Source organism: Arthrobacter sp. JUb115 (assembly GCF_004365035.1).
Lineage (GTDB): Bacteria > Actinomycetota > Actinomycetes > Actinomycetales > Micrococcaceae > Glutamicibacter.
In genome coordinates this window covers 14,091-36,863 of record NZ_SOBS01000011.1, presented here as the reverse complement: position 1 = coordinate 36,863, position 22,773 = coordinate 14,091, and the positions used below count along the sequence as shown (strand labels likewise).

Annotated in this window: 24 protein-coding genes; 13 read left to right on the top strand and 11 right to left on the bottom strand. The window is 64.0% G+C overall.

Annotated features, from left to right (window positions below):
• Nucleotides 1-40: 40 nt before the first annotated feature.
• On the bottom strand, nt 41-760 hold the full coding sequence (locus EDF61_RS16055; RefSeq protein WP_286172300.1) for an ankyrin repeat domain-containing protein: 720 nt from the start codon (nt 758-760) through the stop codon (nt 41-43).
• Nucleotides 761-970: 210 nt separating this feature from the next.
• On the opposite strand from EDF61_RS16055, the gene EDF61_RS16050 reads away from it, so the two are divergent.
• From EDF61_RS16050 to EDF61_RS16040, 3 genes are all read left to right on the top strand, one after another.
• Nucleotides 971-2,113, top strand: a complete 1,143-nt coding sequence (locus tag EDF61_RS16050) for a sensor histidine kinase (protein ID WP_133834768.1) — start codon at nt 971-973, stop codon at nt 2,111-2,113.
• On the top strand, nt 2,110-2,736 hold the full coding sequence (locus EDF61_RS16045; RefSeq protein WP_133834767.1) for a response regulator: 627 nt from the start codon (nt 2,110-2,112) through the stop codon (nt 2,734-2,736). Before EDF61_RS16050 ends, EDF61_RS16045 begins: the two co-directional genes overlap by 4 nt.
• 152 nt (nt 2,737-2,888) lie before the next feature.
• Entirely contained in the window at nt 2,889-3,449 is a 561-nt protein-coding gene (locus EDF61_RS16040) for a DUF4822 domain-containing protein (protein ID WP_208294290.1), read from the top strand.
• Between the two features lie 189 nt (nt 3,450-3,638).
• On the opposite strand, the gene EDF61_RS16035 is transcribed toward EDF61_RS16040, so the two are convergent.
• The 3 genes from EDF61_RS16035 to EDF61_RS16025 all read right to left on the bottom strand — a co-directional run bounded on the left by EDF61_RS16035 (nt 3,639) and on the right by EDF61_RS16025 (nt 6,952).
• On the bottom strand, nt 3,639-4,109 hold the full coding sequence (locus EDF61_RS16035; protein WP_133834766.1) for a GNAT family N-acetyltransferase: 471 nt from the start codon (nt 4,107-4,109) through the stop codon (nt 3,639-3,641).
• Between the two features lie 70 nt (nt 4,110-4,179).
• Entirely contained in the window at nt 4,180-5,544 is a 1,365-nt protein-coding gene (locus tag EDF61_RS16030; RefSeq protein WP_208294289.1) for an MFS transporter, read from the bottom strand.
• A gap of 184 nt (nt 5,545-5,728) precedes the next feature.
• The gene (locus EDF61_RS16025) at nt 5,729-6,952 is read right to left on the bottom strand and encodes a carboxylate-amine ligase (RefSeq protein ID WP_133834765.1); all 1,224 of its coding nucleotides are present in this window, start codon (nt 6,950-6,952) and stop codon (nt 5,729-5,731) included.
• A 283-nt stretch (nt 6,953-7,235) separates the two neighbouring features.
• Between EDF61_RS16025 and EDF61_RS16020 the strand changes: the two genes are divergently transcribed.
• Both EDF61_RS16020 and EDF61_RS16015 read left to right on the top strand, forming a co-directional pair.
• On the top strand, nt 7,236-8,030 hold the full coding sequence (locus EDF61_RS16020) for a YsnF/AvaK domain-containing protein (RefSeq protein WP_133834764.1): 795 nt from the start codon (nt 7,236-7,238) through the stop codon (nt 8,028-8,030).
• Nucleotides 8,031-8,271: 241 nt separating this feature from the next.
• Nucleotides 8,272-8,739, top strand: a complete 468-nt coding sequence (locus EDF61_RS16015; RefSeq protein WP_133834763.1) for a DUF4383 domain-containing protein — start codon at nt 8,272-8,274, stop codon at nt 8,737-8,739.
• A 152-nt stretch (nt 8,740-8,891) separates the two neighbouring features.
• Here EDF61_RS16015 and EDF61_RS16010 read toward each other — a convergent pair whose 3' ends face one another.
• The 5 genes from EDF61_RS16010 to EDF61_RS15990 all read right to left on the bottom strand — a co-directional run bounded on the left by EDF61_RS16010 (nt 8,892) and on the right by EDF61_RS15990 (nt 13,198).
• The gene (locus EDF61_RS16010; protein ID WP_133834762.1) at nt 8,892-9,200 is read right to left on the bottom strand and encodes a DUF4193 family protein; all 309 of its coding nucleotides are present in this window, start codon (nt 9,198-9,200) and stop codon (nt 8,892-8,894) included.
• 159 nt (nt 9,201-9,359) lie between these two features.
• Nucleotides 9,360-9,914, bottom strand: coding sequence for a type 1 glutamine amidotransferase domain-containing protein (locus EDF61_RS16005; protein ID WP_133834761.1), 555 nt, complete (start codon nt 9,912-9,914; stop codon nt 9,360-9,362).
• 204 nt (nt 9,915-10,118) lie between these two features.
• Nucleotides 10,119-11,648, bottom strand: coding sequence for a tripartite tricarboxylate transporter permease (locus tag EDF61_RS16000; protein ID WP_133834760.1), 1,530 nt, complete (start codon nt 11,646-11,648; stop codon nt 10,119-10,121).
• A complete protein-coding gene (locus EDF61_RS15995) occupies nt 11,649-12,215 on the bottom strand; it encodes a tripartite tricarboxylate transporter TctB family protein (protein ID WP_105662134.1) in 567 nt (188 codons plus the stop codon).
• Nucleotides 12,212-13,198 (bottom strand): Bug family tripartite tricarboxylate transporter substrate binding protein, encoded by a 987-nt coding sequence (locus tag EDF61_RS15990; RefSeq protein ID WP_105662135.1) that lies wholly within the window; start codon nt 13,196-13,198, stop codon nt 12,212-12,214. The genes EDF61_RS15995 and EDF61_RS15990 overlap by 4 nt, the downstream gene beginning before the upstream one ends.
• A gap of 155 nt (nt 13,199-13,353) precedes the next feature.
• On the opposite strand from EDF61_RS15990, the gene EDF61_RS15985 reads away from it, so the two are divergent.
• The 6 genes from EDF61_RS15985 (at nt 13,354) to nhaA (ending at nt 19,655) form a co-directional block, all read left to right on the top strand.
• Nucleotides 13,354-14,991 (top strand): sensor histidine kinase, encoded by a 1,638-nt coding sequence (locus EDF61_RS15985; protein ID WP_133834759.1) that lies wholly within the window; start codon nt 13,354-13,356, stop codon nt 14,989-14,991.
• On the top strand, nt 14,984-15,784 hold the full coding sequence (locus EDF61_RS15980; protein ID WP_133834758.1) for a response regulator: 801 nt from the start codon (nt 14,984-14,986) through the stop codon (nt 15,782-15,784). The genes EDF61_RS15985 and EDF61_RS15980 overlap by 8 nt, the downstream gene beginning before the upstream one ends.
• Nucleotides 15,785-15,843: 59 nt before the next feature.
• Complete coding sequence (tcuA, locus tag EDF61_RS15975; protein WP_133834757.1) at nt 15,844-17,331, top strand: FAD-dependent tricarballylate dehydrogenase TcuA; 1,488 nt, start codon at nt 15,844-15,846, stop codon at nt 17,329-17,331.
• 88 nt (nt 17,332-17,419) lie between these two features.
• Nucleotides 17,420-18,061: a GntR family transcriptional regulator gene (locus tag EDF61_RS15970; protein ID WP_286172299.1), complete on the top strand. Its 642-nt coding sequence runs from the start codon at nt 17,420-17,422 to the stop codon at nt 18,059-18,061.
• 68 nt (nt 18,062-18,129) lie between these two features.
• On the top strand, nt 18,130-18,291 hold the full coding sequence (locus EDF61_RS18855; RefSeq protein WP_166650850.1) for a hypothetical protein: 162 nt from the start codon (nt 18,130-18,132) through the stop codon (nt 18,289-18,291).
• Nucleotides 18,292-18,377: 86 nt separating this feature from the next.
• Entirely contained in the window at nt 18,378-19,655 is a 1,278-nt protein-coding gene (nhaA, locus tag EDF61_RS15965; RefSeq protein ID WP_133834756.1) for a Na+/H+ antiporter NhaA, read from the top strand.
• Between the two features lie 54 nt (nt 19,656-19,709).
• Here nhaA and pstS read toward each other — a convergent pair whose 3' ends face one another.
• Together pstS and EDF61_RS18850 are read right to left on the bottom strand one after the other, a co-directional pair.
• A complete protein-coding gene (gene pstS / locus EDF61_RS15960) occupies nt 19,710-20,786 on the bottom strand; it encodes a phosphate ABC transporter substrate-binding protein PstS (protein ID WP_286172312.1) in 1,077 nt (358 codons plus the stop codon).
• A 211-nt stretch (nt 20,787-20,997) separates the two neighbouring features.
• On the bottom strand, nt 20,998-21,159 hold the full coding sequence (locus EDF61_RS18850) for a hypothetical protein (protein WP_166650852.1): 162 nt from the start codon (nt 21,157-21,159) through the stop codon (nt 20,998-21,000).
• Between the two features lie 196 nt (nt 21,160-21,355).
• Between EDF61_RS18850 and EDF61_RS15955 the strand changes: the two genes are divergently transcribed.
• Both EDF61_RS15955 and EDF61_RS15950 read left to right on the top strand, forming a co-directional pair.
• The gene (locus EDF61_RS15955; protein ID WP_105662163.1) at nt 21,356-22,060 is read left to right on the top strand and encodes an ATP-binding cassette domain-containing protein; all 705 of its coding nucleotides are present in this window, start codon (nt 21,356-21,358) and stop codon (nt 22,058-22,060) included.
• On the top strand, nt 22,057-22,731 hold the full coding sequence (locus EDF61_RS15950) for an ATP-binding cassette domain-containing protein (protein ID WP_133834755.1): 675 nt from the start codon (nt 22,057-22,059) through the stop codon (nt 22,729-22,731). Before EDF61_RS15955 ends, EDF61_RS15950 begins: the two co-directional genes overlap by 4 nt.
• Nucleotides 22,732-22,773 lie beyond the last annotated feature (42 nt).

The window sequence follows — 22,773 nt, the reverse complement described above, 5'->3', positions numbered from 1 at the left end:
CCAGGCAGCCCTGCGATCAGCTCAATCCTGCGCCGGGGAACTACTGATGCGCGGCGATGGTTTTGGCCAGCTCGTCGAATCCGAGCCGGCGCGCATTCTCCAGGGCGGTGCGGCCCTGCGGGTCGGTGATCCCCGGATCTGCCCCGGCGGCCAGCAGCAGCCTGGCGACCTGTTGCTGGTTTGGTCCTCCATCTCCAAGCAGGACGGCTTCTTGCAGCGCGGTCCATCCGGGATTGTTCACATGGTCAAGCGGAACACCAGCCTCGATGAGCATCTTCACGGTCTCCACATATCCGTGCTCGCTGGCCGGAATAAGCGCGGTCCCTCCATAGCGGTTGAGGCTTTCGACGTCCGCCCCATTCTCCAGCGCTAGTTCCAGAACCTCGTTGAACCCCTCGGCCCCGGCATAGAGAAAGGCCGAATCCTCAAGATCATCCTTGGCGTTGACGTCCCCACCCCCGGAGATCAGTTCCTGCACCAGTTCCACGTCATTGTCTTTGGCCGCGCGGATCAGCCGCTGATCCAATTCATCCTGCTCCACGGCGGTGAGGCTCGCTTCCGGTGCCGTGGTTTCTGGAGATGCGAATTCGGTACTGGACGGTTCCGGAGTACCAACGAGTTTGGCTTCAGACGCTGCCATGGAGCACCCCGAGAGAACAGCCAAACCCGCAAGAGACAGCGCCCCGATGCCCAAGGCCCTTCTTCCATGCCCAGTAGCCCTGATCTCCGTGGCAGTTGACGGGTTCTGGTTCTTGCTCATGAGCGCTCCTTGCTGGGGATCTCCCGTAGTCCGGAAAACGGGCTTCCTCCCATCATCCAACACCACGGCTGCTGCGGGCATCGTCCGATAGGCGATGAAAACCATCCAGAAGGCGGAGCACAAAACCTGTCCCAGGTCCTACCATGGGGAAAGCATCTACATCACGACAAAGGTCTTGCCATTCCTACCGCTACTGCTCCCCCTAAATTCATGCTTGCGCCTCGAGCCAACATCGACACCCTGGTGCATGTCGGCTTTGCCGTGCTCATGTTCACCGCACTCATCCGCTACGTCCTGCGCCATGATCCGGTGGAAAATCTCTGGATTATGGTGCTCGCCGGCGTGGTCTGCGCGCTCTACCTGGTCACCGCGTTCTTGGTGAACAGGAAGTACAAGCAGGCACCTTGGGTCATCGTGCTGGTAGCCACCTCCTCGGTCCTGGTGCTCCTCGCCCCGAGCTTTGCTTGGTGCTCCTTCGGGCTCTTCTTCCTGTGCCGCAGGACGCTGCGAGGATTGGCCGGGTATCTGGCAGGCGGGCTGACCGTCCTGGCCGCGGCGTTGAGCTGGTTCATGTTCAGCGATGACAGGGACATCGTGATGCTTCTCGGGCCCATCGCCATCGGCGCGATGCTGACCCTGATCTTCGACAGGATGGAACAGGACGCGGCAGAGCAGCGCCGGCTGAACGAAGAGATCTCCAGTGCGCAGCTGCAGCTCGCGGCCAGCGAGCGCCGCGCCGGGATCATCACCGAACGGGCACGAGTCTCCCGGGAAATCCATGACACGGTAACCCAGGGCTTGGCCAGCAGCCTGCTGCTGCTGGAAGCCGCCAACCGGAATTGGCCAACAACCTCCTCGCAGGATGAGGTCCGCCAGGCCAGCGAATTGCTCAGGCACAACCTCATGGAAACCCGGCGGCTGGTCCACGACCTGGCCTCGCCGGCGACGGATACCGGTCCTCTGCCCGAGGTGCTCCGCGAAGCCGCGTCCGCCTACCTCCCGGATCTCCAGATGCATGTCGTTGGCACCGAGCGCCCGGTATCGCCCGAGGTCCGCCATGCCCTGCTGCGCGTGGTGCAAAGCGCCGCTGCCAACGTGAAGCTGCACTCCGGCGCGGAGCAGGCCACCGTCACCATCGGTTTCCTCCAGGACACCGTCACCTTGGACATCCATGACAACGGCCGGGGCTTCACCCCGGAAAAGCTCCAGGCCCCATCCCAGTCCGGCGGCTACGGGCTACGCGCCATGAGGCAGCGCGTGGAACAACTCGGCGGGGAATTCTCGGTGGAAAGCACCCCGCGCTCCGGGACCATCATCGCCGCGCTGATCCCCAGCGAGGAGAACAACTCATGACAACAATTTCAGTGCTTCTGGTCGATGACCATCTCGTGGTCCGCAGCGGGCTGAAGGCGCTGCTTGATACCCAGCCGGATATCGAGGTCATCGCCGAGGCCGACTCCGGCGAGGCCGCCCTGCGGATCCTTGAAAATCTTTCCCCCGATGTCGTTGTCATGGATCTGGCCATGGGCGCGGGCATGGACGGCATCGACGCGATCAAGGAAATCCACCAGCGCAACGCCAAGCAGGCGGTGCTGGTGTTCACCACCTATGATTCGGATGCGGATATCGTGCGGGCCGTGGATGCCGGCGCCATGGGCTACCTGCTCAAGGATGCCGCTCCGGAGGAGATCTTCAGCGCCGTGCGCGGTGCCTCCAACGGAAAGAGCGTGATGAGCGCCCCAGTGGCCTCCAAGCTCTTCCGCCGGCTGCGCAACCCCGACGAGGCTCTGACTCCCCGCGAGGCGGAATTGCTCAGCCTGCTGGTCGAGGGGCTTGGCAACAAGGAGCTGAGCCAGCGGCTGTTCATCTCGGAAGCTACGGTCAAGACCCACCTGGCCCATATCTATGCCAAGCTGGGCGTGGAAACACGCGTCGAGGCGATCACCACCGCCCTCCGCCGGGAGGGCATGCGCTAGGTACCGCAAGGCGCTGGAAGACTCATCCACCAGGCCGCCAGTCCCAGCTTGATGGCCGATGTCTTTGCTGGCTTGAAACGACAAGATTGATTTATCACCAAGCCCCACCGGGCCTTAGTGGACATCATCTTTTGTGAATCGAGGCAGAACCCATGAAGAAGCACGTTAACACCTCCAAGCTGCTCATGTCGCTGGGCGGCGCATCCTTGGCCATCGGGCTGCTGGCCGGGTGCACCGCCGGCGCCGAGGCCGGGCAGGCCATCGCAGGCAGCACCGCCGAAGCCACGCAGGGCGCAGCAGCAGCCACCGGCACCATGACCCCGTCCGAGATCCTGTCCTCCACCGCCTGGGAAACCACCGGTGCCACGGATGCCCAGGGCGAAGCAGTGGAGCTCTCCGACAAGGATGTCAGCAACTTCGTGGGCAACGCCTACTTCCGCGCCGATGGCACCTTCGACATGTACAACCTGGATGACTCTCCCAAGATGCAGGGCGATTGGACCGTCAGCGACGATGGCAAGACCCGCAGCATCGTCGCCAAGGATGACGCTGGCAAGGTGCTGTTCACCCGCGATTCGCAGATCGTCACGCTCGCCGGCGAAGAATTCACCTACCGCGTCTTCCCAGATCCTGAAAAGACCGATGTCTACTTCGATATCGTCCACACCCCGACCAGCCACCCCGAGCCAGCTGTCTCCTGGCGATCATATTAAGCAATCCATCAGCCCACCACTGCTAGGAACCCTCCGGAAGTGGCGGGCTGATGGACAGTCGGCAAGCAAGTTAGATTCAGCCAGTCCTCGCCAGCGCTCCAGCCTTGCCCGGAAACGACCGAATTTGGTGTCCTTCATGGCCTTTGCCGCGATGGGCGCAAGAATTCCTGGCATCGCCATGCCCAAGAGTTAGTCCAGTTCGAGGATCCGGGTCATGTAGATGCTGTTAGGGTCCTCCAGATAGGAACCGAAGGGCTGGCATTGCTGGAAGCCGTGCTTTCGGTACAGCGCGCGTGCAGGTGCGAAGAACTCCATCGCTCCCGTTTCAAGGGATATGCGCGATAGCTTGCGCTCTGCTGCATCCTCCAGCGCATGGAGCAGCAACCGGGAAGCGACGCCTTGCCCGCGGAAGTCCGGGTCCGTCCGCATGCTCTTGAGCTCCTCGTGGCCCGGCTCCAAGACCGCCAACGCGCAAGTGCCCACTATGCGCTGGTCCTTCCGCGCTGCCCAGAGCCGGACGGTTGGCTGGCGCAGCGCAGCCAAGTCCAAGGCATGCTGGGACTCCAGCGGCGACTGCGGCGCCATGTCAGCAAGGTGGGCTTCGAGGAAGGCTCCCAGGGAGGGATCCTGGAAGTCTGCGGGTTCAATGGGCAACGTCATGAGCGACAAGATATCAGCAGTTTGTATCGCAGATGTTACGGGCAGCTAGTTGCCCGTTCACCGCCACTGCTCACAAATGCTCGGGCCCGGCTACCTCTGTGCGGCCTCCCGATTCTCCGGTTGCGCCCTCCTGCGGATACAAATCAGCTCCGGTGCGATCCTTCAAGGTCAGGGTTGCGATCAGCGAAGCGCCCACCCAGATGAACAGGTAAGTCGAGACCGCCACGGTGGTATTGAACTGGCCCACCAGCGCCGCGGCAATGGTCGGGGCGAACGCGCCACCGATCACCGAGCCCAGGGCGTAGCTGATCGAGGAACCGCTCAGGCGGATGCGGGCCGGGAACAGCTCGGCATACAGCGCCGGCAACGGACCGTAGGAGAAGCCCATGAAAGCGCCGAAGACCACCAGGGACACGGTGACCCAGGCCAGGTTTCGTGTCTCGATGAGCAGGAACAGCGGGAAGAGCCAGGCCAGCAACAGCACCCAGCCGATGATGAACATCTTCTTGCGGCCAATGCGGTCCGAGACCACTCCGCCGATCCAGGTGGAGATCAGCCAGGCCAGCGAGCCGATGGTGATGATGTTCAGGATGTCGCCAGCCTGCAGTTCCAGCTTGTTCGTTGCATAGCCCAGGATGAAGCCGCCGGTGAGCATGTACCCGGCAGTGTTGTTGCCCATGAATACCAACGTCGCCTGGATGACCTTCTTTGGGTGCTTGCTGAACAGTGTGGACAGCGGGGCCGACTCGGTCTGCTTGGTCCGGGCCATTTCCTCGAAGACCGGGGATTCCTCCACGCGCTGGCGGATGTAGTAGCCGATGAGGATCAGCACGAAGCTGAGCAGGAATGGGATGCGCCAGCCCCAGGCCATGAACTGCTCCGGGGAGAGAACGGCGGCGATAATGGCGCTGACCGCGGAGGCCAGCAGCATGCCGGCCGGTACACCGAGCTGCGGGAAGGCGCCGAATTTGCCGCGGGCATGATCCGGCGCGTGCTCCACTGCCATCAGTGCCGCGCCTCCCCACTCGCCGCCGGCGGAGAAGCCCTGGACGATGCGCAGGAAGATCAGGAGAATCGGAGCCCAGATGCCGATGCTCGCATAGGTGGGCAGCAAGCCCACCAATGTGGTGCCGACGCCCATCAGGACCAGGGTAATGATCAGCACCGCTCGGCGGCCGTACTTGTCGCCCACCCGGCCCATCACGATCGCGCCCAACGGGCGGAAGAGGAAGCTGATGCCGACGGTGGCGAAAGCGATGATGGAGCCCAGCGACGCTTCGGCGGGAGTGAAGAATTGCGGGGCCAGGACCAGGGCCGCCGCATTGGCGTAGATGAAGTAGTCGTACCACTCCACGGTGGTGCCCACCATGGTCGCTCCCGCGACGCGTTTCTGCTCCTTGGTCATGCGCCCGGGTACTGCAGCTGGAGTGCTCATGATTCCCCCTCGTTGTTGCGAGTATGCAGGAATCACTTTCCTCCGCCCCAACACCCCAGTGCTGGCCGTTCATGCAGGATCGACTCCCTGCCTTGATAGTAGGCCTCTGCCGAACCCGCTACAAGCGGTATTTCTCCATGCGCGCCGCTCCCCTGGTTGTTCGCGTTGCTCCTGCAAAAACCTGTCAGGCTTGCGCGAACAGCTTGGCGGCATCAGCCACGACCTGCTTCGCTCCGCCCTGGTTCCAGCTCTCGAGTTGGCGCGTGGCACCATTGCCGAGATTCGCGAGCGAGTCGAGGTAATCGGCCACGAACTGTTCATCGCCATTGCGCTGCAATTGACGGCCCGCGTAATCGAGCACCCGCTTCATCATGGCCTTGGCAGGCACAGGAGTCCTGGCTTCGCTATCGAAATAGGTGCCTTCCACCCCCGACTTCGCCGCTTGCCACAGGCCCAGGTCGAGAACCTCGGACGCTGCCGTGCTGGCGGGGTTCTGTGTTGCCGAGGCAGTATCCACGATGGCCCGGATGAGCAAAGCCAGGGCCACGGATTCGCCGGCTGCCATCTGCGTGTCCGCCGCCCGCACTTCAATGGTCGGATGGTTCACCGATAAGCGGGCAAACCAGCCGATATGTCCCGGATCAAGCAACGCCCCGGAGGTGATCATGTCCTCAATGCGCTGCTGGTATTCCTGCGCCGTCGCAAACGCCGGCGGGATGCCTGCCGCAGACCATCTGCGGTAGTGCACCGTCCGCCACGACGCGAAGCCGGTCGGCTCCCCGTTCCAGATGGGAGAGTTCGCGCCCATTCCCGCAATCAGCGGCAACCAGCCGCGCAAGGCATTCAGCGCCCGGACTCCGGCGGCGGCATCCGGGACATGCACATGGATGTGCAGTCCGTTGATGAAATGCTCGCGGGCGATCCCCGGGACGAACTCGTGGATGGTTGCGTAGCGCTGGCCCTTGGTGAACTCCGTAGAGCTCGGAAGCCCCAGCGCCGTTCCCGAAGCAAGCGGAAGCACCTGGTGTTCGCGGCAGATCCGCTCAATGGCGGCGCGCCGCAGCACCAGCGCTTCCACGGCTTCTTGCGCAGAGGTGCAGATTCCGGTGACGATTTCCAGCTGGCTGGCCAGAAGTTCGCGGTGGACCGTGGTGCCCTGCAGATCGAGGCCAAGCAGCTGGGCGCTGAGCTCATCGGCCATCGGCACCGGGGCGGCAGTTTCCGGATCCACGAGGAAGAATTCCTCTTCGATCCCAAAGGTCCTGGTCATGGATGCTGGTTCGCCTTCCCTGGGCAGCAATACGAACTGAACATTAGACGGCAGCTGGCCAGGGACGGCCGTTCCCGGCAGGAAACCCAGCGATTTTCCAGCTTCGCCGCAGCTGCGGACGCGGCTGTTCTCAGTCACCCGTTCACCCGCCTCGCCCTACGCCCGATAGCTCCCCCGGGCACTTGCTGACTGCTTTTCACAGCTGCTACTGAGCTTGCGGCCATGCAAGCACAAGCCCGAGTGCAAGGGCTTGCAAAGTGTGCCACGCTCTAATCACCGCGGCTTGTCAATGCACTGCAAGAAGCCAAGCTGCGGGCCGTCACGCCCACTTGGAGGCGCAGCTTCAGCCGGCCGGCCACTGGCCAGCCGGACTGGAATTACTGGATTGATCCGAAGTCGAACGCAGCAGGAGGACAGACCCATGATCAGCACAGAACAACTTCAGGAACTCAGCGCAATTGGCGGCACCGTCATTGGCCCCGACGGCCAGAAGATCGGCAAATTCGGCCAGATTTTCCTTGACGACCGCAGCGGGCAGCCGGAATGGGCGACCGTCCGCACGGGCCTCTTCGGCCTCTCCGAGAGCTTCGTTCCGCTCAGCCAGGCAACCGTCGCCGGCGATACGCTCTCGGTGCCCTATAACAAGCAGACCGTCAAGGACGCCCCGAACATCGATCCGGAGGGCCAGCTCACCCCAGAGCAGGAGCAGGAGCTCTACCACTACTACAGCCTGTCCTACCAGGAAGCTGACCAGGCCGCCGTGCAGCCCGGCGTCCCGGAGACCGATACCCGCGCCGAGTATGCGCGGGAAGACGTGCGTGATCCGGGGGCCGGCACTTCCCAGGCCTCTGCCATCCGTTCCGAGGAGCGGCTGCATGTGGGAACCGAAAGCGTGGATACCGGCAAGGTACGCCTGCGCAAGCACGTGGTCACCGAGGATGTGGCTACCACGGTGCCGGTGAGCCATGAGGAAGTGAGGCTTGAGCGCGAGCCCATCACGGATGCCGAAGCCGCTGGCACCAGCGGAGAACTGGCTGAAGACGAGCAGGAGGTGACCTTGCACGAGGAGCGCCCCGTCGTAGAGAAGACTGTTGAGCCAGTTGAGCGGGTCAGCCTGGAAAAGGAAACAGTCATCGAGGAAGAACGCCTCGAAGCGCAGTTGCGCAAGGAACAGGTTCAGGCCGAGGGCTGGGAAGGCGGCCGGCAAACCCGCTAGCGCCGGCGCGCTGGCTTAGCGCAGGAGCTGAACCTGCACGCAGCGGTGATCGGGGTGGAATCCGGCGGGTGCCGGGTTCCGCCCCGATCCACGCACCTCCGTTGCTGGACGTTCCCTAGGTACTGGAAGATTCCCGTGCCATCCAGCCGGCAATCCCCTAGCGTGGCTAGCATGACGGCGGCCGGCATACCGGGCCAACGTTTCCTTCCGATCGCAACAGCCAGAATGAAGGAGCAAGATCATGGAACATCCAAAAGATCCTGTCATAGCAACACGTCCGCTGGTGCAGAAGGCCGCCCTGGCGGTCGGCATCGTGTTCTTTCTGGTCGGTGTCCTCGGATTCATTCCGGGAATCACCACCAACTACGAATCGCTCTCTGGTGCCGGCCACCACTCTGAAGCCAAGCTGCTGGGCATCTTCCAGGTCTCGTACCTGCACAATGCCGTGCATCTGCTCTTCGGTGTTGCCGGCTACCTGATGGCGCGAACCGTGCCTGCTGCCCGCAGCTACCTCATTGGCGGCGGAATCATCTACCTGGCCCTGTGGGTCTACGGGCTAGTCATTGATTTCGACAGCGCCGCCAACTTCATCCCGCTGAACGATGCCGATAACTGGCTGCATCTGGGGCTCGGTGCGCTCATGATCATCTTGGGATTGCTCCTCTCCCGCAAGGCGACCGGACAGCATCGGGACCCGCAAGCGGCGTGACCAGATGCTGAATTGCTGAGGCGGGCACCCTGGCATGCCGGGGTGTCCGCTTTTCCATGCAGTCCATGGCAAAGTCCTCAGCGTCATCGCCATACCCAATTCCTTGGAACGCCTGGATGGCCGAACGCCGGGATTCTTGGAATCCCAGGAATCTAGGCGAGTTCGCTGGCGCAGTCGCGGCAGATGACGCCTAGGCCAGTCTTCTGCACGGCTTGGCTGCGATGGCGGATAGTGAAGCAACTGGCGCAGTGGAACTCATCCGCTGCTTGCGGGGGGACTTCAACGCTCAGCTCTTCCTCGACGATGGCGCCAGGGAGCTCCACGCCATCGGAAAGGTCGGTTTCTTCAAGCTCGGCCACAACGCTCTTCGCGTCGGGGGCATCGGCTTGTTGCACGTCCTTGAGCGTCTTCTCGGACGCCGCGGCGAAATCCGGACGAACCTCGTCATAATCTGCAGCCATGTTCCTGCCTCCACAGGTGGGAGAATACGCGACAACCACATCTTGGTGGCGTGCCCTTCGACCGCCAAAGCCCTGGATGGCGGGCTCCGGTCCAGCGCAGCGAAGCCGCCGTCCGGAAGACTGGCTTCGACGGCGGCTTGGCCGGCTGGCGGCCAATTGCTAGGAGCTGAGCTCCGCGGCAATGGCGCTGTTGAACGCATCGAGGTCGCCTGGATTGCGCGAGGTAATCAGCACGAAGCCGTTTGCCGGGCAGCGGAAAACCTGTTCGTCCTTCCAGGTGCCGCCGGCATTGACGACATCGGTCTTGATCGAGGTGTACGAGGTCAAGGTCTTGCCCTTGGCCAATCCGGTTTCCACCAGCAGCCATGGCCCATGGCAGATGGAAGCGATCGGCCGGCCCGAACCGGCAAAGGACTTGGCAATGCGCTGGGCATCGGCATCCAAGCGGAGATTGTCGGCATTCAGCGTCCCGCCGGGGATCAGCAGCAGGTCGAAATCCTGTTCGTTCACTGCCGCCAGCGCTTCACCGGCTTCGAAGACCTCCCCCAGATCCCAATCGCCGACCAGCGACTTGACCTGGCCGGCCTCCGGGGCCGCGATCACCACTTCCGCACCGGCTTGGCGCAAGTGCTCCACTGGCTTCTTCAGCTCATCCTGCTCGACTCCGCGGTTGGAAACTGCCACAAGAACTTTCTTGCCTGCTAGGTCTGGCATATTCATGCTCCTTTCATCGTCCACAGCCCACTGTGCTCTGGGCAGCTACCGCAGGCAAGCCGCAGTCAGGAAGCGTCCAGCCGCCGGCTTCGGATCGGGACGTCGCCGAGCTGCCACGCGCCTTGAACGCGCACAGCAGGCCTTGCCGCGGTAGAGGCGGCAAGGCCTGCTGTGCTGTGCTGTGCTTTGCTGTAAAGGAGATGATCAGGCGTTGATCAGCTGGGCATCTTCCTTGGCCTTCTTGCTAGCACGCACGTGCTTGTAGGCGGTGAATGCCAGCGTCAATGCGAGGATCGAGTACAGGGTAATCGTGATTCCGCTGGAAACCAGGATGCCCGCGTCGCCTTCCGAGACGGTCAGTGCACGGCGCAGTTCTGTTTCGGCCAGCGGGCCGAGGATCACTGCAATCAGAACCGGAGCCAAGGGGATCTCGTAGCGACGCATCACGAATCCAACCAGTCCCACACCCAGCAGGATCCACAGATCCAGCAGCGCGGCGCTGATGGCGTAGACGCCGAGGACCGAGAGCACGGTAATGCCTGCGTACAGGTAGTGGCGCGGGACCAGCAGCAGCTTGGCCCACAGCACCGCGAACTGCATGTTCATGACCAGCAGGATCACTAGTCCGATGAACAGCGAGGCCAGCAGGGTCCACACCATGGGGCCGCTGCGTTCGAACAGCAGCGGGCCTGGCTGCATGCCGTACTGCTGGAAGGCGGCGATCATGATGGCCGCGGTAGCACTGGTGGGCAGGCCCAGGGCCAGCAAGGCGCCCATGGCGGTGCCGGCGGTGGCATTGCCAGCGGCTTCCGGAGCAGCCACGCCTCGGATGGAACCGATCTGGCCGAATTCGATATCGCCGCGGCGCTTGGCCAGGCGCTTTTCGGTGCCGTAGGCCAAGAAGGTCGGCACCTCGGAACCGCCAGCAGGGATGATGCCGAAAGGCAGGCCGAAAGCGGTACCGCGCAGCCATGCCGGCAGGGCCTTCTTGATGTCGTGGCGGTGCAGGCGCGGACGGCCGCTTGGCTTGATCTTCACGGCTTCCGGATCGCGGTGGATGCGCGAGGCAATGTGCAGCACTTCGCCCAGGGCCAGCAGGCCCACGGTGATCACCACAATGGAGATGCCGTCAAAGAGCTGAGGCAGGCCCAGGGTGTAGCGGATGGTTCCCGAAGGCCCATCCACCCCGACCATGGCCAAGACCAATCCGATACCCAGGGCCACCAGGCCCTTGACGATCGAGTCGGAAACCACCGAAGAGATTGCAAGGAAGGCGAAGACCGCCAGCGCGAAGTATTCAGCCGGACCGAAAGCGGTGGCCAGCTTGACCAGGGTCGGGGCGAAGAACACCACGACGGTGGTGGCCAGCAGGCCGCCAATGAAGGCGCCCATGGCCGCAGTTGCCAGGGCCTTGGCGGCCAGGCCGCTGCGGGCCATCCGGTGGCCTTCGAAGGTCGAGGCGATCGCCGAGGAATTGCCCGGCGTATTGAGCAGGATGCCGGAGGTGGAGTCGCCGAACAGCCCGCCGTAGTAGACGCCGGCGAACATGATGAATGCCGCGGTGGGATCCAGCGAGAAGGTAATAGGCAGCAGCAGCGCCACGGCCATCGCCGAGCCCAGGCCGGGAAGCACGCCTACGGCGGTGCCCAGCAGGGCACCAAGCAGCACCCACAGCAAGTTCATTGGGGTCAGTGCGTTTGAGAATCCCTCAAGCAGCAGATTGAGCTGTTCCATCTAGAGCAGTCCTTCCAGGAATCCCGCAGGCAGGTTCAATCCCAGTCCGGCGTTGAAAGCCAACTGGATCACGCAGGAGAAGAGCAGTGCAATGCTCACGTCGAAGAGCGCCTTCTTGCTGCCCAGTGCGCGGGCAACGACCCAGAACAGGGCTGCCGCGCTGAGGATCCAGCCGGCGTAGGGCAGGATCAGGATGAAGCCGATGACGCCGGCAACCACCATGCCCATGGTCTTCCAGTCCGACTGGGTCTTGTACTGCTTTTCTTCCGCGGCCGGCGCGGCTGCGCCGCCGCGCGGGGAGCGGAAAATCTGGATGGTGTGGGCGATGACCACACCGTAGAGCAGCACGCACACAATGGTCGGGAAGAACTGCGGGCCGGGGACCGACTTGCCCAGTACCTCCATGGTGGCGGTCTGCCAAGTCAGGAAGAGCGCCAGGGCCAGTACCAGAGCCGGGACGATCAGTTCGCTGCGCCCGCTGAAGAAGTTCTGGGCAGGGGCGGCGTTACGGCGGGTGCCGGTGCCGTTGCCGGTGCCTTCTGTTGCTTGGGGTGCTTGAATGCTCATAGTCCCAGTCCCTTGACGATTTGTTCCGTGACTTCGATTTCGCTGTCCACGTAGTCTTCGAATTCCTTGCCGATCATGAAGCTGTCGGTCCAGTTATTGCGCTCCAGCGCATCTTTCCACTGCTCGGATTCATGGATTTCGTGGACCATGTCCACGAAGACCTGCTTGTCCTCTTCGGTGATGCCCGGGGCACCGACGAAGCCGCGCCAGTTGGCCATGACCGCGTCAACTCCCTGTTCCTTGAAGGTCGGGACGTCGACCCCCGGCAGCCGTTCTTCGGAGGAGATGGCCAGCGCCCGCAGGTTTCCGGCTTCGATCTGGTCAGCTACTTCGTTATAGCCGGACATGCCGCCAACGGTGGTGCCTGCCAGCATCGAGGTCAGTGCCTCGCCGCCGCCGGAGTAGGCGATGTAGTTGGCCTTGGACGGGTCGATGCCCACTTCCTGGGCCACCGCACCGGTGAGCAGGTGGTCAATCGAACCCAGCGAACCGCCGGCAATCGAGGTTTTCCCCGGGTCCTTCTTCCAGGCCGCGATGAACTCGTCCAGGGTCTTGATATCGGACTTGGCCGGCACTACCAGCACCGCGTAGTCATCAGACATGCGCGCGACCAGCTCCACGTCCTTCATGGTGGCTTCGGAGTTGGCCAGCTCGATTGCGCCGATCATCACCCCGCCGGTGGCCATGAGCATGTCGTGGCGCCCGGTCATCTGCACGAATTGGCTCAAGCCGATGGTGCCGCCAGCTCCCGGGATGTTCGTGACCTGCACGTTGTTCACTGCGCCGATGGACTTCAGTGCCTGCTGGGCTTCACGGGCGAAGCCGTCCCAGCCGCCGCCGGGCGAGGCAGGGGCCATGATGACCAACTTGTTCCGCGCCGAGGACTCTCCGCCCGACGCTGCCGCGTTGGTGAATGCGAGTCCCGCTACCGCCACGACGACAACGCCGTACAGGGACCGGCTCAAGATGCGTTTGCTCACCATTTTCCGTAACCTCATTGTTAGTGATTCACCTCACCGATTCCCGGTGCGGCCTTTCCCAGTGTGCAGTCAAAGTGAGCCGAAACACACCGGGAATGCGGTTCTGGTCATAACGGGCAATTAAGAAAATAAAAACAACGGGAGCAAGCGGGTCCACCATGCAATGGATAAAGAACAGCCAGCGCTTCCGGGTTCGCATCCTGTTCCTGCAATTAGCCATCGTGCTGATCACGCTGCTGGCAGTTTCGGTGATCGTGATGCGCTTCGAGATCAACCGGGTGGAGGACAGCGCTTTCAGCCGCGTCGCCCTGGTGGCCGAGGAAACGGCCCAGCTGGCCCCGATTGGCCACGCGCTGGCCGAGGATCCCGGAAACGCAGCCGAAGTCGTCGCCCCGCTGGCCCACCTGGCCGAGTCGGCCTCCGGAGTGGACTATGTGACCATTGCCGATTTGAACGGCATTCGCGTGGCCCACCCCGAACCCGAGTCCATCGGCCAGCCGGTTTCCTCGGATCATGAATCCATCCGCAACGGCGAAACCTTCAGGGGCGTGGAGGAAGGCCCCCTGGGCGTCACCCTGCGGGTGAAGCAACCGGTCTTCGAGGAGGGGAAGATCGTTGGCACCATCTCCGTGGGCATCCTGCAAAGCAAGGTGCGCGCCAGCCTGGTTGATATCGTCTGGGCGTTCGCGCCGTGGATTATCCTGGCCGTGGCCATCGGCAGCCTCGCGGCCGCGCTGGTCGAACGGGCCATCCGCAGGATCTACCGGGTTGACCCCGAAGAGGTGGATTCGCTGAAGCAGGCGCAGCAGGCCGTGCTCTACGGAGTCAGCGATGGCGTACTGGGCGTGGATGGCAATGGCCGGCTCACCTTGGTCAACGGAGAAGCGCGCCGGCTGCTGGATCTTCCCGAAGACACTGTGGGCCAGCAAGCCGAAGAGGTCCTGGACCAGAGCCTGGTAGACCTGCTGCGCAGCGACTCCCCCGAGGCCGAATCGGTGCAGAACGTGCTCTCCGGAGAGCGTGTGCTGATCGCCACCCGCCGCGAGGCGATGCTGGGACCCAAGCACTATGGACGCACCCTGACCTTGACCGACCATACCGAGCTGGAAGAGACCTTGCGCGAGTTGCGCGGCCAGAGGTCCTTGGCCGATACGCTGCGCGCCCAGGCCCACGAATTCACCAACCGCTTGCACCTGCTCTCGGGGCTGATGTCCATCGGCGAATACGAAGAAGCCAAGGAGCATATCCAGCGTTTCTCCGGCGCTCGCGGCGAGCATCCGGAAACGCACCTGGGCGACCCCACCCTGTCAGCGCTCTTCGTTGCCAAGCAGGCCGTGGCCAGCGAAGCCGGGGTCCGGCTGGAACTGCACCCGTTCTCCGCGGTGGTGCCCGGAACCGCGATTGACGACGATGCCATCACCGTCGCCTCGAACCTGCTGGCCAACGCCATCGAGGCCGCCGATGATGGCGGCGTGGTGTCATTGCACTTGAACGCCGGGCCCACCGGCATGCGCATCGCGGTCAGTGATTCCGGCCCGGGCATCAAGGAAGGCGACGCGGCCCGCCTGGTGCAGCTTGGCTACAGCAGCAAAACCGGGGCGCCGGGAGCAGTCCACGGACGGGGCATCGGCCTGGCCCTGGTGGACCGCATCCGGACCCGGCGCGGTGGCGTGCTGAAGTTCGGGTCCAGTGATCTGGGCGGAGCCGAGGTCATCGTCGCCTGGCCTCCGTCGAAGCGACCTATGGTTAAGCAGAGCATTCCCGTTCCCGCGCAAGGAGATTACTTCAATGATTAAGACACTCGTGGTCGATGACGACTTCGCAGTGGCCGGGCTGCATCGCCGCTACCTGCAGGGCATGGAGCATTTTGAAGTGGTCGGCGTGCTGGAGCGCGGTTCCGGCGTGGTTCCCTTTGTGCAATCCGGGCAGGTGGATCTGGTCTTGCTCGATGTGCACCTGCCGGATCTGACCGGGCTGGAAGTATTGGCCCAGCTGCGCGCAGCTGGGTCCGACGCGCACGTCATCATGATTACCGCCAACAATGAACGCGATGCGGTGCGCCAAGCAGTGGGCCACGGCGTCGAGGATTACCTGGTCAAGCCCTTCACCGTGGACGAGTTCAAGCAGCGTCTGGCGCTCTATGCCCAGCGCGTTTCGGCGCAGCCCGAAGCGGTGGCGCAGCCAGAGGAGCAGATCGACGAGCTGGGCCAGGCCGAGATCGACCAGCTGCTCCAGGCCGCCAGTGGACGAGGGGATGCCAGGATCCCCGAAGTCCTCGAACTGGCCCCCGGGGCCGTCACCGGCGCCCAGACCGAACGATTGCCCAAGGGCTTCACCGCGCCCACCATGGCACTGGTCGGAGAAGCCTTGCGCAGCGCACCTGGCCAGCCGGATGGCACCTTGTCTTCCTTGGAGGTTGCCGAAATTTGCGGGATCTCCCGGGTCAGTGCCCGGCGCTACCTGGACTTCCTGGTCACGGCGGGCAAGGCCCAGCTGCGTCCGCGCTACGGTTCGGCAGGCCGTCCCGAGCACCGGTATTCGTGGGTCGGCTATATTTCCTGCACTCCACTGGCTTTTAATGCACATTAGTGTATACACTAATTTCGGATCCACGTTTTCCCACGTCTTCATTTCCGAAAGGCCATCTCATGACAACCCATGCTCAGGAAACCGCTGCCAACGTCGCAGACGTCATCGTGGTCGGCGGCGGCAACGCTGCCTTCACCGCAGCGCACGCGGCAGTGACCCGCGGCCGCAAGGTACTGCTCCTGGAGAAGGCACCCCGCGACCAGTTCGGTGGCAACAGCTACTACACCGCAGGCGCAACCCGCATCGCGCACAACGGCCTGGAAGACCTGCAGGACCTGGTCGAATTCGATGAGCGCCACCCGCTCTCCGAAGTTCCGCCCTACTCCAAGGCCGACTACGCCGGCGACATCGCCAAGGTAACCGAAGGCCGCAACGACAAGGAAATGACCGAAGTCCTGGTCAAGGAAGCAGCACCCGGCCTGCGCTGGCTCAAATCCCTGGGCCTGAAGTACCGGCTGATGTACGAACGCCAGGCCTACAAGACCCCCGAGGGCGGCTACCTGTTCTGGGGCGGCCTGCACGTGGGCAACGTCGACGGCGGCGAAGGCCTGATGAAGGACCACCTGGAAGTAGCCCAGAAGCTGGGCACCGAAGTCCGTTTCGAGCAGGACGTCTACGGCCTGATCGTGGAAGAGGGCAAGGTGGTGGGCGTCAAGGTCCGCGCCAACGGCGAAGAGCAGGAACTGCGCGCCGAGTCGGTCATCCTCGGCGCTGGCGGCTTCGAATCCAGCCCGCAATGGCGCCAGGAGCACCTGGGCGAAGGCTGGCAGAACGCCAAGGTCCGCGGCACCCCATTCAACAATGGCGAGATGCTGGCCGCCGGCCTGGAAATCGGCGCCGCCAAGGGCGGGGACTGGAGCACCTGCCACTCGGTCCAATGGGACGCGCTGACCCCGAAGAACGAATCCAACCGCGAGCTGACCAACCGCCTGACCCGCCAGTCCTACCCGCTGGGGATCATCGTGAACAACCGCGGCGAGCGCTTCCTGGACGAGGGCGCGGACTTCCGCAACCTGACCTACGCCAAGTACGGCAAGGTCATCTTGCAGCAGCCGGACTCCATCGCCTACCAGGTCTTCGACGCGTCGCTGCGTCCGATGCTGCGCGCCGAAGAGTACGAGATGCCGGAGATCTCCGAGGTCATCGCCGACACCGTTGAGGAATTGGCGCAGAAGATCGGCGTGGATCCAGCGGCGCTGTCCAAGACCGTCTCGGAATTCAATGCTTCCATCGACACCTCCATCGCCTACGACCCGAACGTGCTCGATGGGCGCGCCGCGAAGGTAACTCCCCCCAAGAGCAACTGGGCCAACCCGCTGGAGACCGGCCCGTTCTACGCCTACCCGGTCACCTGCGGCATCACGTTCACCTTCGGTGGCCTGAAGGGCAACACCGACGGCCAGGTGCTGGACGAGAACGGCGAGATCATCCAAGGCCTGTACGTCTGCGGCGAAATGCTCGGCGGCCTGTTCTCGGCCAACTACCCGGGCGGTTCCGGCCTGGCTGCCGGTGTGGTCTTCGGCCGGCGTGCCGGTAACCTTGCCTAAGTACTAAATCCCCTTGTTCCGCCAGTACGCCTGTACTGGCGGAACAATGGTTTTACCCGCCATCCAGCCTTAGACGAGAATGGGGATCATGGCCAAGCTCGATTCGGATTCAATCCATGCCCAGCTCAAGGACGACTTGCTGCAAGGCGCATTCCAGCCCGGGGATGCCCTGCGCGAGGTCGCCCTGGCAGAACGCTTTGGAGTTTCCCGCACCCCGGTGCGCGAAGCCCTGACCCGCCTGCTGCATGAAGGGTTGCTGGAACGCCGCGCCCGCGGTCTTTTCGTCAAGGAAATCGACCCCGAGCAGATCATGCAGGTCTACGACCTGCGCATCCTGCTCGAGGGCCAGGCCGCCCAGGAAGCCGCCTCGGTGCGCACCGAAGTGGACCTCATGCGTCTGCAGGCCCTGGTTGACCGGGACCGCGCACTGTCCGAACCAGATGACGCCACCCGCTTGGCCACCAACATCGAGTTCCACCGCGCGCTCTGGCGCGCCGCGCACAACCCGGTGCTGGAGGATCTGCTGGAGCGCCTGGCCACCCACCAGATCCATGCCCCTACATCCACGCTCTCGGTTGGCTCGCGGTGGACCGAAGCGCTGGAGGAGCACCAGCGCATCGTGGAGAACATCCGCGAGCGCGACAGCGCCAAGGCCAGCGGACTCATCCAGGCGCACATGGCCACCGCCAAGGCGGTGCGCTTGAAGATGTTCGCCAGCCTGATGCATTAGCGTCGGGCCCACGGCAGCCGGGACGTCTCGAGTTAGGCCAATGCATCGCTGGTCTGTAGACTGGAAGCATGGCTCTGGTTGTCTCAACGCATGCGCAGCGGCTTCTCGCTGCCGTTTTCCCCAAGGGAAAACTGCTGACCAAGCTAGCCAGCGGCACCAATGGGTGGTTGAGTTCCTGGGGAACCAACGCCCACGGCGAGATCGCCGGCTGCCCGCCACCGCGCCACTAGTTGCGCGGTCCCGATTCCTGGTTTTTCTCCTGTGGATTCCGCGCGCCCTCGTGCCCTTTTCCCGGATCCCAGAAAGACCCGTTACTTTGCCATACCCCTCAACTGGCGTATCCCGCCAAGCACCCCACGCCCTGTGGCGTGGAATCCGCCAAACCCTCAAGCAGGACTCGATGGGCGGGCTGCTGCTGCTCTGCGCCACCCTCGCCGCCTTGGTCCTGGCCAATTCCCCTGCAGCCCCATGGTACGAGGGGTTGCGCGACTTCCGTTTCGGCCCCGAGTCCCTGCACTTGAATCTCTCGGTCGGAGCCTGGGCCGCTGACGGCCTGCTCGCCATCTTCTTCTTCGTTGTCGGCTTGGAACTCAAGGAAGAATTCGTTGTCGGCAAATTGCGCAATCCGCGCACGGCGATCGTTCCGGTGGCCGCAGCCGTAGGCGGCGTCGCGCTGCCGGCACTGTTCTACGTCCTTGTCATCTCCGCATCGGGAAGCTCCGCCATCAACGGCTGGGCAATCCCCGCAGCCACTGATATCGCCTTCGCGATCGCCGTGATCGCAGTGGTGGGCAAGTTCTTGCCCCCTGCCCTGCGCACCTTCCTGCTCACGCTGGCGGTGGTCGATGACCTGCTGGCCATTTCCATCATCGCCATTTTCTACACCGATGACCTGGCCTGGCTGCCGCTGCTCCTCGCGCTGCTGCCACTGGCGGCATTCGCGCTGGCAGTGCAGCGCGGGGTCCGCGCCTGGTGGGTCCTGATCCCGCTCGGCGCCACCGTCTGGGCATTGGTGCATGCCTCGGGAATCCACGCCACGGTGGCCGGCGTGCTGCTGGGCTTCATGGTTCCGGTGATTGCCACCCAGCGGGCGCATGTGCGCACCGGGAGCACCGAGCAGGGCGAAGCGATCCACGAAGGCCTGGCCGCCCACTTCGCGGACCGGTGGTCCATTCCCTCCTCCATCATCGCCATTCCGGTGTTCGCCTTCTTCGCCGCCGGTGTTCCGGTCGGCGGCCTGTCCGGACTGGGAGAAGCGCTGGCCAGCCCGGTGGCGCTGGGCATCATTGCCGGCCTGGTGCTGGGCAAGTCGATGGGCATCACCGCCGCCACCTTCCTGGTCACCAGGCTCCCGGGAATCAAGCTGGATGGCAGCATCAAATGGCCTGATGTGCTGGGGCTGTCCTTCGTGGCAGGCATCGGCTTCACCGTCTCCCTGCTGGTCGGCGAGCTGGCCTTCGGCCAGGGCGGCGAGGAAGCGCAGTACGTGAAGGTCGGGGTGCTGTGCGGCTCGCTGCTAGCCGCGGTCATCGGCGCGGCGCTGCTCGGGTCGCGAAATCGCGCGTACCGCGCGGCAGCCAAGGCTGCTGCATAGCTAGCCTTGCTGCATCCATCCTGCGGATGGATGCAGCAAGGCTGTTCGCCCGAATCAGGAGCGCGCGGAGATCGAATCGATGGCTTCGCGGGCATCTTCGGCCAGCTGCTGCGGCATTGGCGCGCTCTTGGCCGAGTCGGCTGCGGTCTTCTGCCCCTGGTCGCTGACGACGTACTGGCCGAAGGTCTTGGCCAGTTCCACGGTCTGCGGATCCTCGTAGCCGCTGCAGAACAGCAGGTAGGAGACCAGCACCATCGGGTACGCGCCGGCGGCGGTGGTCTTGCGGTCCAGCTCCAGAGCGATATCGTGCTCACCGCGGCCGTGGACCCGTTCCGATTCGGCCACTGCCTTGGCCGCTGATTCCCCGCTGACTGCCACGAATTCCTCGCCGACCTTCAGCTTCACCTTGCCCAGCGACTTATCCACCAGGGAGTCATCGGCATAGGTGACCGCGCCCACGGCGCGGGTCACGGTGGTCACCACACCGGCATTGCCCTGGGCCTTCTCCAGGCCGGTGGCATCCGGCCAGCCGCCATCCGGCTCGTGCGGCCAGGCTTCGGGAGCAACCGCATGCAGGTACTCGGTGAAGTTCTCGGTCGTGCCCGAATCGTCGGCGCGCGCCACCCCGGTGATCGGCAGGTCGGGCAGCTGGACCTGCGGGTTCAGCTGGGCGATGGCCGGGTCCTGCCAGGAGCGGATCTCACCGGAGAAGATCCTGGCGATCGTTGGGGCATCCATGTTCAATTCCTTGATGCCCGGCAGGTTGAAGGCGATGCTGATCGGGGAAATATACGCCGGGATATTGATCGCACCCTGCGGGCCGCAGGTCTCGATGGAGCGCTGGACTTCCTCTTCCTTCAGGTAAGCGTCGGATCCGGCGAATTCGGTGCCGCCTGCCAAGAGCCCGGCACGTCCGGCGCCGGAGCCCACCGAGGCGTACTGCACCTGGACCTGGGGATGCATGGTGGAGAATTCGGTGGTCCAAGCGTTCATGGCGGAATTCTGCGCGGTGGATCCGCCACCGGTCAGCGTGCCTTGGAGGCTAGAGGTATTCGATTCAGCGGCCTTGCGCTGCTCTTCTCCCAGCGGGTAGTCCGACCCGCAGCCCGAAAGCAGCAGGACCAGGCCCATACTGGCAATCGCGGTGAAAGCGGCGGTTCGAGGCAGAGGTGGCCGGGCAGGTCCGGTGGTTCGCAAAACTTCTCCTGGGGTCCAAGGTGAACGGCGGATGAACTTGAAATTCCAGTGAATCATCATCCCTGCACTTTCCGAAATCATTCCTTGGTTACAGCCGATGAATACTCGGCGGGCGCCGTGGGCGTCGAATTGCTTTTCCAGACACCTAGTCCCCTCCGGTGCCAGTCCTCGAGTCAATGGCAGCGAGGTCCTGCGTAGCGGACCCGGTGAGCCCAGGGCACACGACGATGGCGTCATGGGTTGCGCCCGGCTGGAATTGGCCGGTGCCACCGGAAGAACGCTTCGCCTGCCATAACGACTCCATCATCGCTTTCTCCTCTTGCTCAGTTTGCTGCCGCACCCTGATTCCACGGTATGCACAAGCGCCGAGGTTCGGTACGGCCACGAAAAATTAGGCGAATTCACCCAGCTTGGCCAGCAGCCGCGGCCCGCCACGGCCGCCTTGCCGATCCCGCAGGCTGATTTGCGCTGCCGAGAAAACTTAAGTGATAATGATTCTCATTATGACTCTTGAAGAGCCCGGGCTCGCCCGCCAGCCCCGCGCCCCACTGCCGCCCAGCCCGGCCTTGTGCCTGCGTAACGCGCGCCTGGGACTGCCCGGCGCCGCCAGCCCGCTGCTCGACGTCGAGGAGTTTATGCTTCTTCCCGGCGAGCGCGTGGTCATCACCGGCCCGTCGGGTGCTGGCAAGTCGCTGCTGCTGTCGATGATCACCGGGAACTGGGCACCCGGACTGGAATTCACCGGAACCCGCACTCCCGGATCAACGCGCATCGGCTACATCCCGCAGCGCGGCCAGGACGCCCTGCATCCGCTGCTGCCGCTGGGACGGCAACTGCGCAAGGCCACCGGCGCCAGCGCGCAGCAAGTCCGCGGCATCCTGCAAGACGCCGGGCTGGGCGATCCGCAACTGCTCGCACGACGTCCCGCAGAACTCTCCGGAGGGCAAGCACAGCGCGCCGCCATAGCCCTGGCCGTGCTCAGCCAGGCCCCGGTGATCCTTGCCGATGAACCGACCAGCGCCCTGGACCACACCGCCCGGGACCTCATCCTGGAACTGCTGGGCACCCTGCTGGGCCAGCAGCAGGCCCTGGTGCTGGTCACCCACGACGCAGCAGTTGCCCAGGCGCTGGCCACCCGGCACCTAGTCCTGGACTCCGGGAAGATCGCCAGCACCCGCGCGCCCCGGCTGGAACGGGTACCGGCTTGAGCATCCCCGCATTGGAAGTATCCGCGCTCAGCGCACTGCGCGGGCACGGCGCAGCCCGCCGACTGGTCCTGGAGCCCCTTGGCTTCACGCTGGCCCCGGGCGAATCGGTGGCCGTCACCGGGCCGTCCGGCGCCGGCAAATCCACCCTGGCCGACATCGTGCTGGGCCTGGAACTGCCGGACTCCGGAGAAATCCGCGTGCTGGGCCAGCACTGGAGCGCACCGAAGCGCAGCCACGCGCCAGCACGCCGCCGGCTGGTCCAGGGCGTGCCCCAGGATCCTGCCGCCGCCTTCGTGCCGCGCTGGAGCATCCGCACCTCGCTGCAGCAGGCCATCCACCGGTTGGCTCCCCCAGCCGGCCCCGGAACGGGCATCGACCGGGCTGCCGAGCTGGCGCAATTCGACACGGCGCTGCTGGATCGGTGCCCGCACCAGCTCTCCGGAGGACAGTTGCAGCGGGCCGCGCTGGCCCGCGCCGTGGCGGTGAACCCCTCGGTGCTGGTGGCGGACGAGCCGACCAGCGCCCTGGATCCGGACACCGCCCAGGCAGTCGCCGGCCAGCTGCTCTCCACCGCCGCCAACTCGGGCATTGCCTTGCTGCTGATCACCCATGACCCGCAGCTGGCCGCGCAATGCTCGCGCACCATCGCCATCCGCCCACCGTCCCGATAACCCGCCCACCAGCTGATCACCCATCACCGATCACCCATCCCC

Excerpts from the sequence above, each read along its gene's own strand:
- EDF61_RS15990 (WP_105662135.1), bottom strand. The coding sequence starts at position 13,198 with ATGGTGAGCAAACGCATCTTGAGCCGGTCCCTGTACGGCGTTGTCGTC.
- EDF61_RS16015 (WP_133834763.1), top strand. The coding sequence starts at position 8,272 with ATGGAACATCCAAAAGATCCTGTCATAGCAACACGTCCGCTGGTGCAG.
- EDF61_RS15980 (WP_133834758.1), top strand. The coding sequence starts at position 14,984 with ATGATTAAGACACTCGTGGTCGATGACGACTTCGCAGTGGCCGGGCTG.
- EDF61_RS18850 (WP_166650852.1), bottom strand. The coding sequence starts at position 21,159 with ATGATGGAGTCGTTATGGCAGGCGAAGCGTTCTTCCGGTGGCACCGGC.
- EDF61_RS16010 (WP_133834762.1), bottom strand. The coding sequence starts at position 9,200 with ATGGCTGCAGATTATGACGAGGTTCGTCCGGATTTCGCCGCGGCGTCC.
- EDF61_RS15970 (WP_286172299.1), top strand. The coding sequence starts at position 17,420 with ATGGCCAAGCTCGATTCGGATTCAATCCATGCCCAGCTCAAGGACGAC.
- EDF61_RS15985 (WP_133834759.1), top strand. The coding sequence starts at position 13,354 with ATGCAATGGATAAAGAACAGCCAGCGCTTCCGGGTTCGCATCCTGTTC.
- pstS (WP_286172312.1), bottom strand. The coding sequence starts at position 20,786 with ATGGGCCTGGTCCTGCTGCTTTCGGGCTGCGGGTCGGACTACCCGCTG.
- EDF61_RS18855 (WP_166650850.1), top strand. The coding sequence starts at position 18,130 with ATGGCTCTGGTTGTCTCAACGCATGCGCAGCGGCTTCTCGCTGCCGTT.
- EDF61_RS16030 (WP_208294289.1), bottom strand. The coding sequence starts at position 5,544 with ATGAGCACTCCAGCTGCAGTACCCGGGCGCATGACCAAGGAGCAGAAA.
- EDF61_RS16020 (WP_133834764.1), top strand. The coding sequence starts at position 7,236 with ATGATCAGCACAGAACAACTTCAGGAACTCAGCGCAATTGGCGGCACC.
- EDF61_RS16005 (WP_133834761.1), bottom strand. The coding sequence starts at position 9,914 with ATGCCAGACCTAGCAGGCAAGAAAGTTCTTGTGGCAGTTTCCAACCGC.
- EDF61_RS16045 (WP_133834767.1), top strand. The coding sequence starts at position 2,110 with ATGACAACAATTTCAGTGCTTCTGGTCGATGACCATCTCGTGGTCCGC.
- EDF61_RS15955 (WP_105662163.1), top strand. The coding sequence starts at position 21,356 with ATGACTCTTGAAGAGCCCGGGCTCGCCCGCCAGCCCCGCGCCCCACTG.
- EDF61_RS16040 (WP_208294290.1), top strand. The coding sequence starts at position 2,889 with ATGAAGAAGCACGTTAACACCTCCAAGCTGCTCATGTCGCTGGGCGGC.
- EDF61_RS16055 (WP_286172300.1), bottom strand. The coding sequence starts at position 760 with ATGAGCAAGAACCAGAACCCGTCAACTGCCACGGAGATCAGGGCTACT.
- EDF61_RS16035 (WP_133834766.1), bottom strand. The coding sequence starts at position 4,109 with ATGACGTTGCCCATTGAACCCGCAGACTTCCAGGATCCCTCCCTGGGA.
- EDF61_RS15995 (WP_105662134.1), bottom strand. The coding sequence starts at position 12,215 with ATGAGCATTCAAGCACCCCAAGCAACAGAAGGCACCGGCAACGGCACC.
- tcuA (WP_133834757.1), top strand. The coding sequence starts at position 15,844 with ATGACAACCCATGCTCAGGAAACCGCTGCCAACGTCGCAGACGTCATC.
- EDF61_RS16000 (WP_133834760.1), bottom strand. The coding sequence starts at position 11,648 with ATGGAACAGCTCAATCTGCTGCTTGAGGGATTCTCAAACGCACTGACC.
- EDF61_RS16050 (WP_133834768.1), top strand. The coding sequence starts at position 971 with ATGCTTGCGCCTCGAGCCAACATCGACACCCTGGTGCATGTCGGCTTT.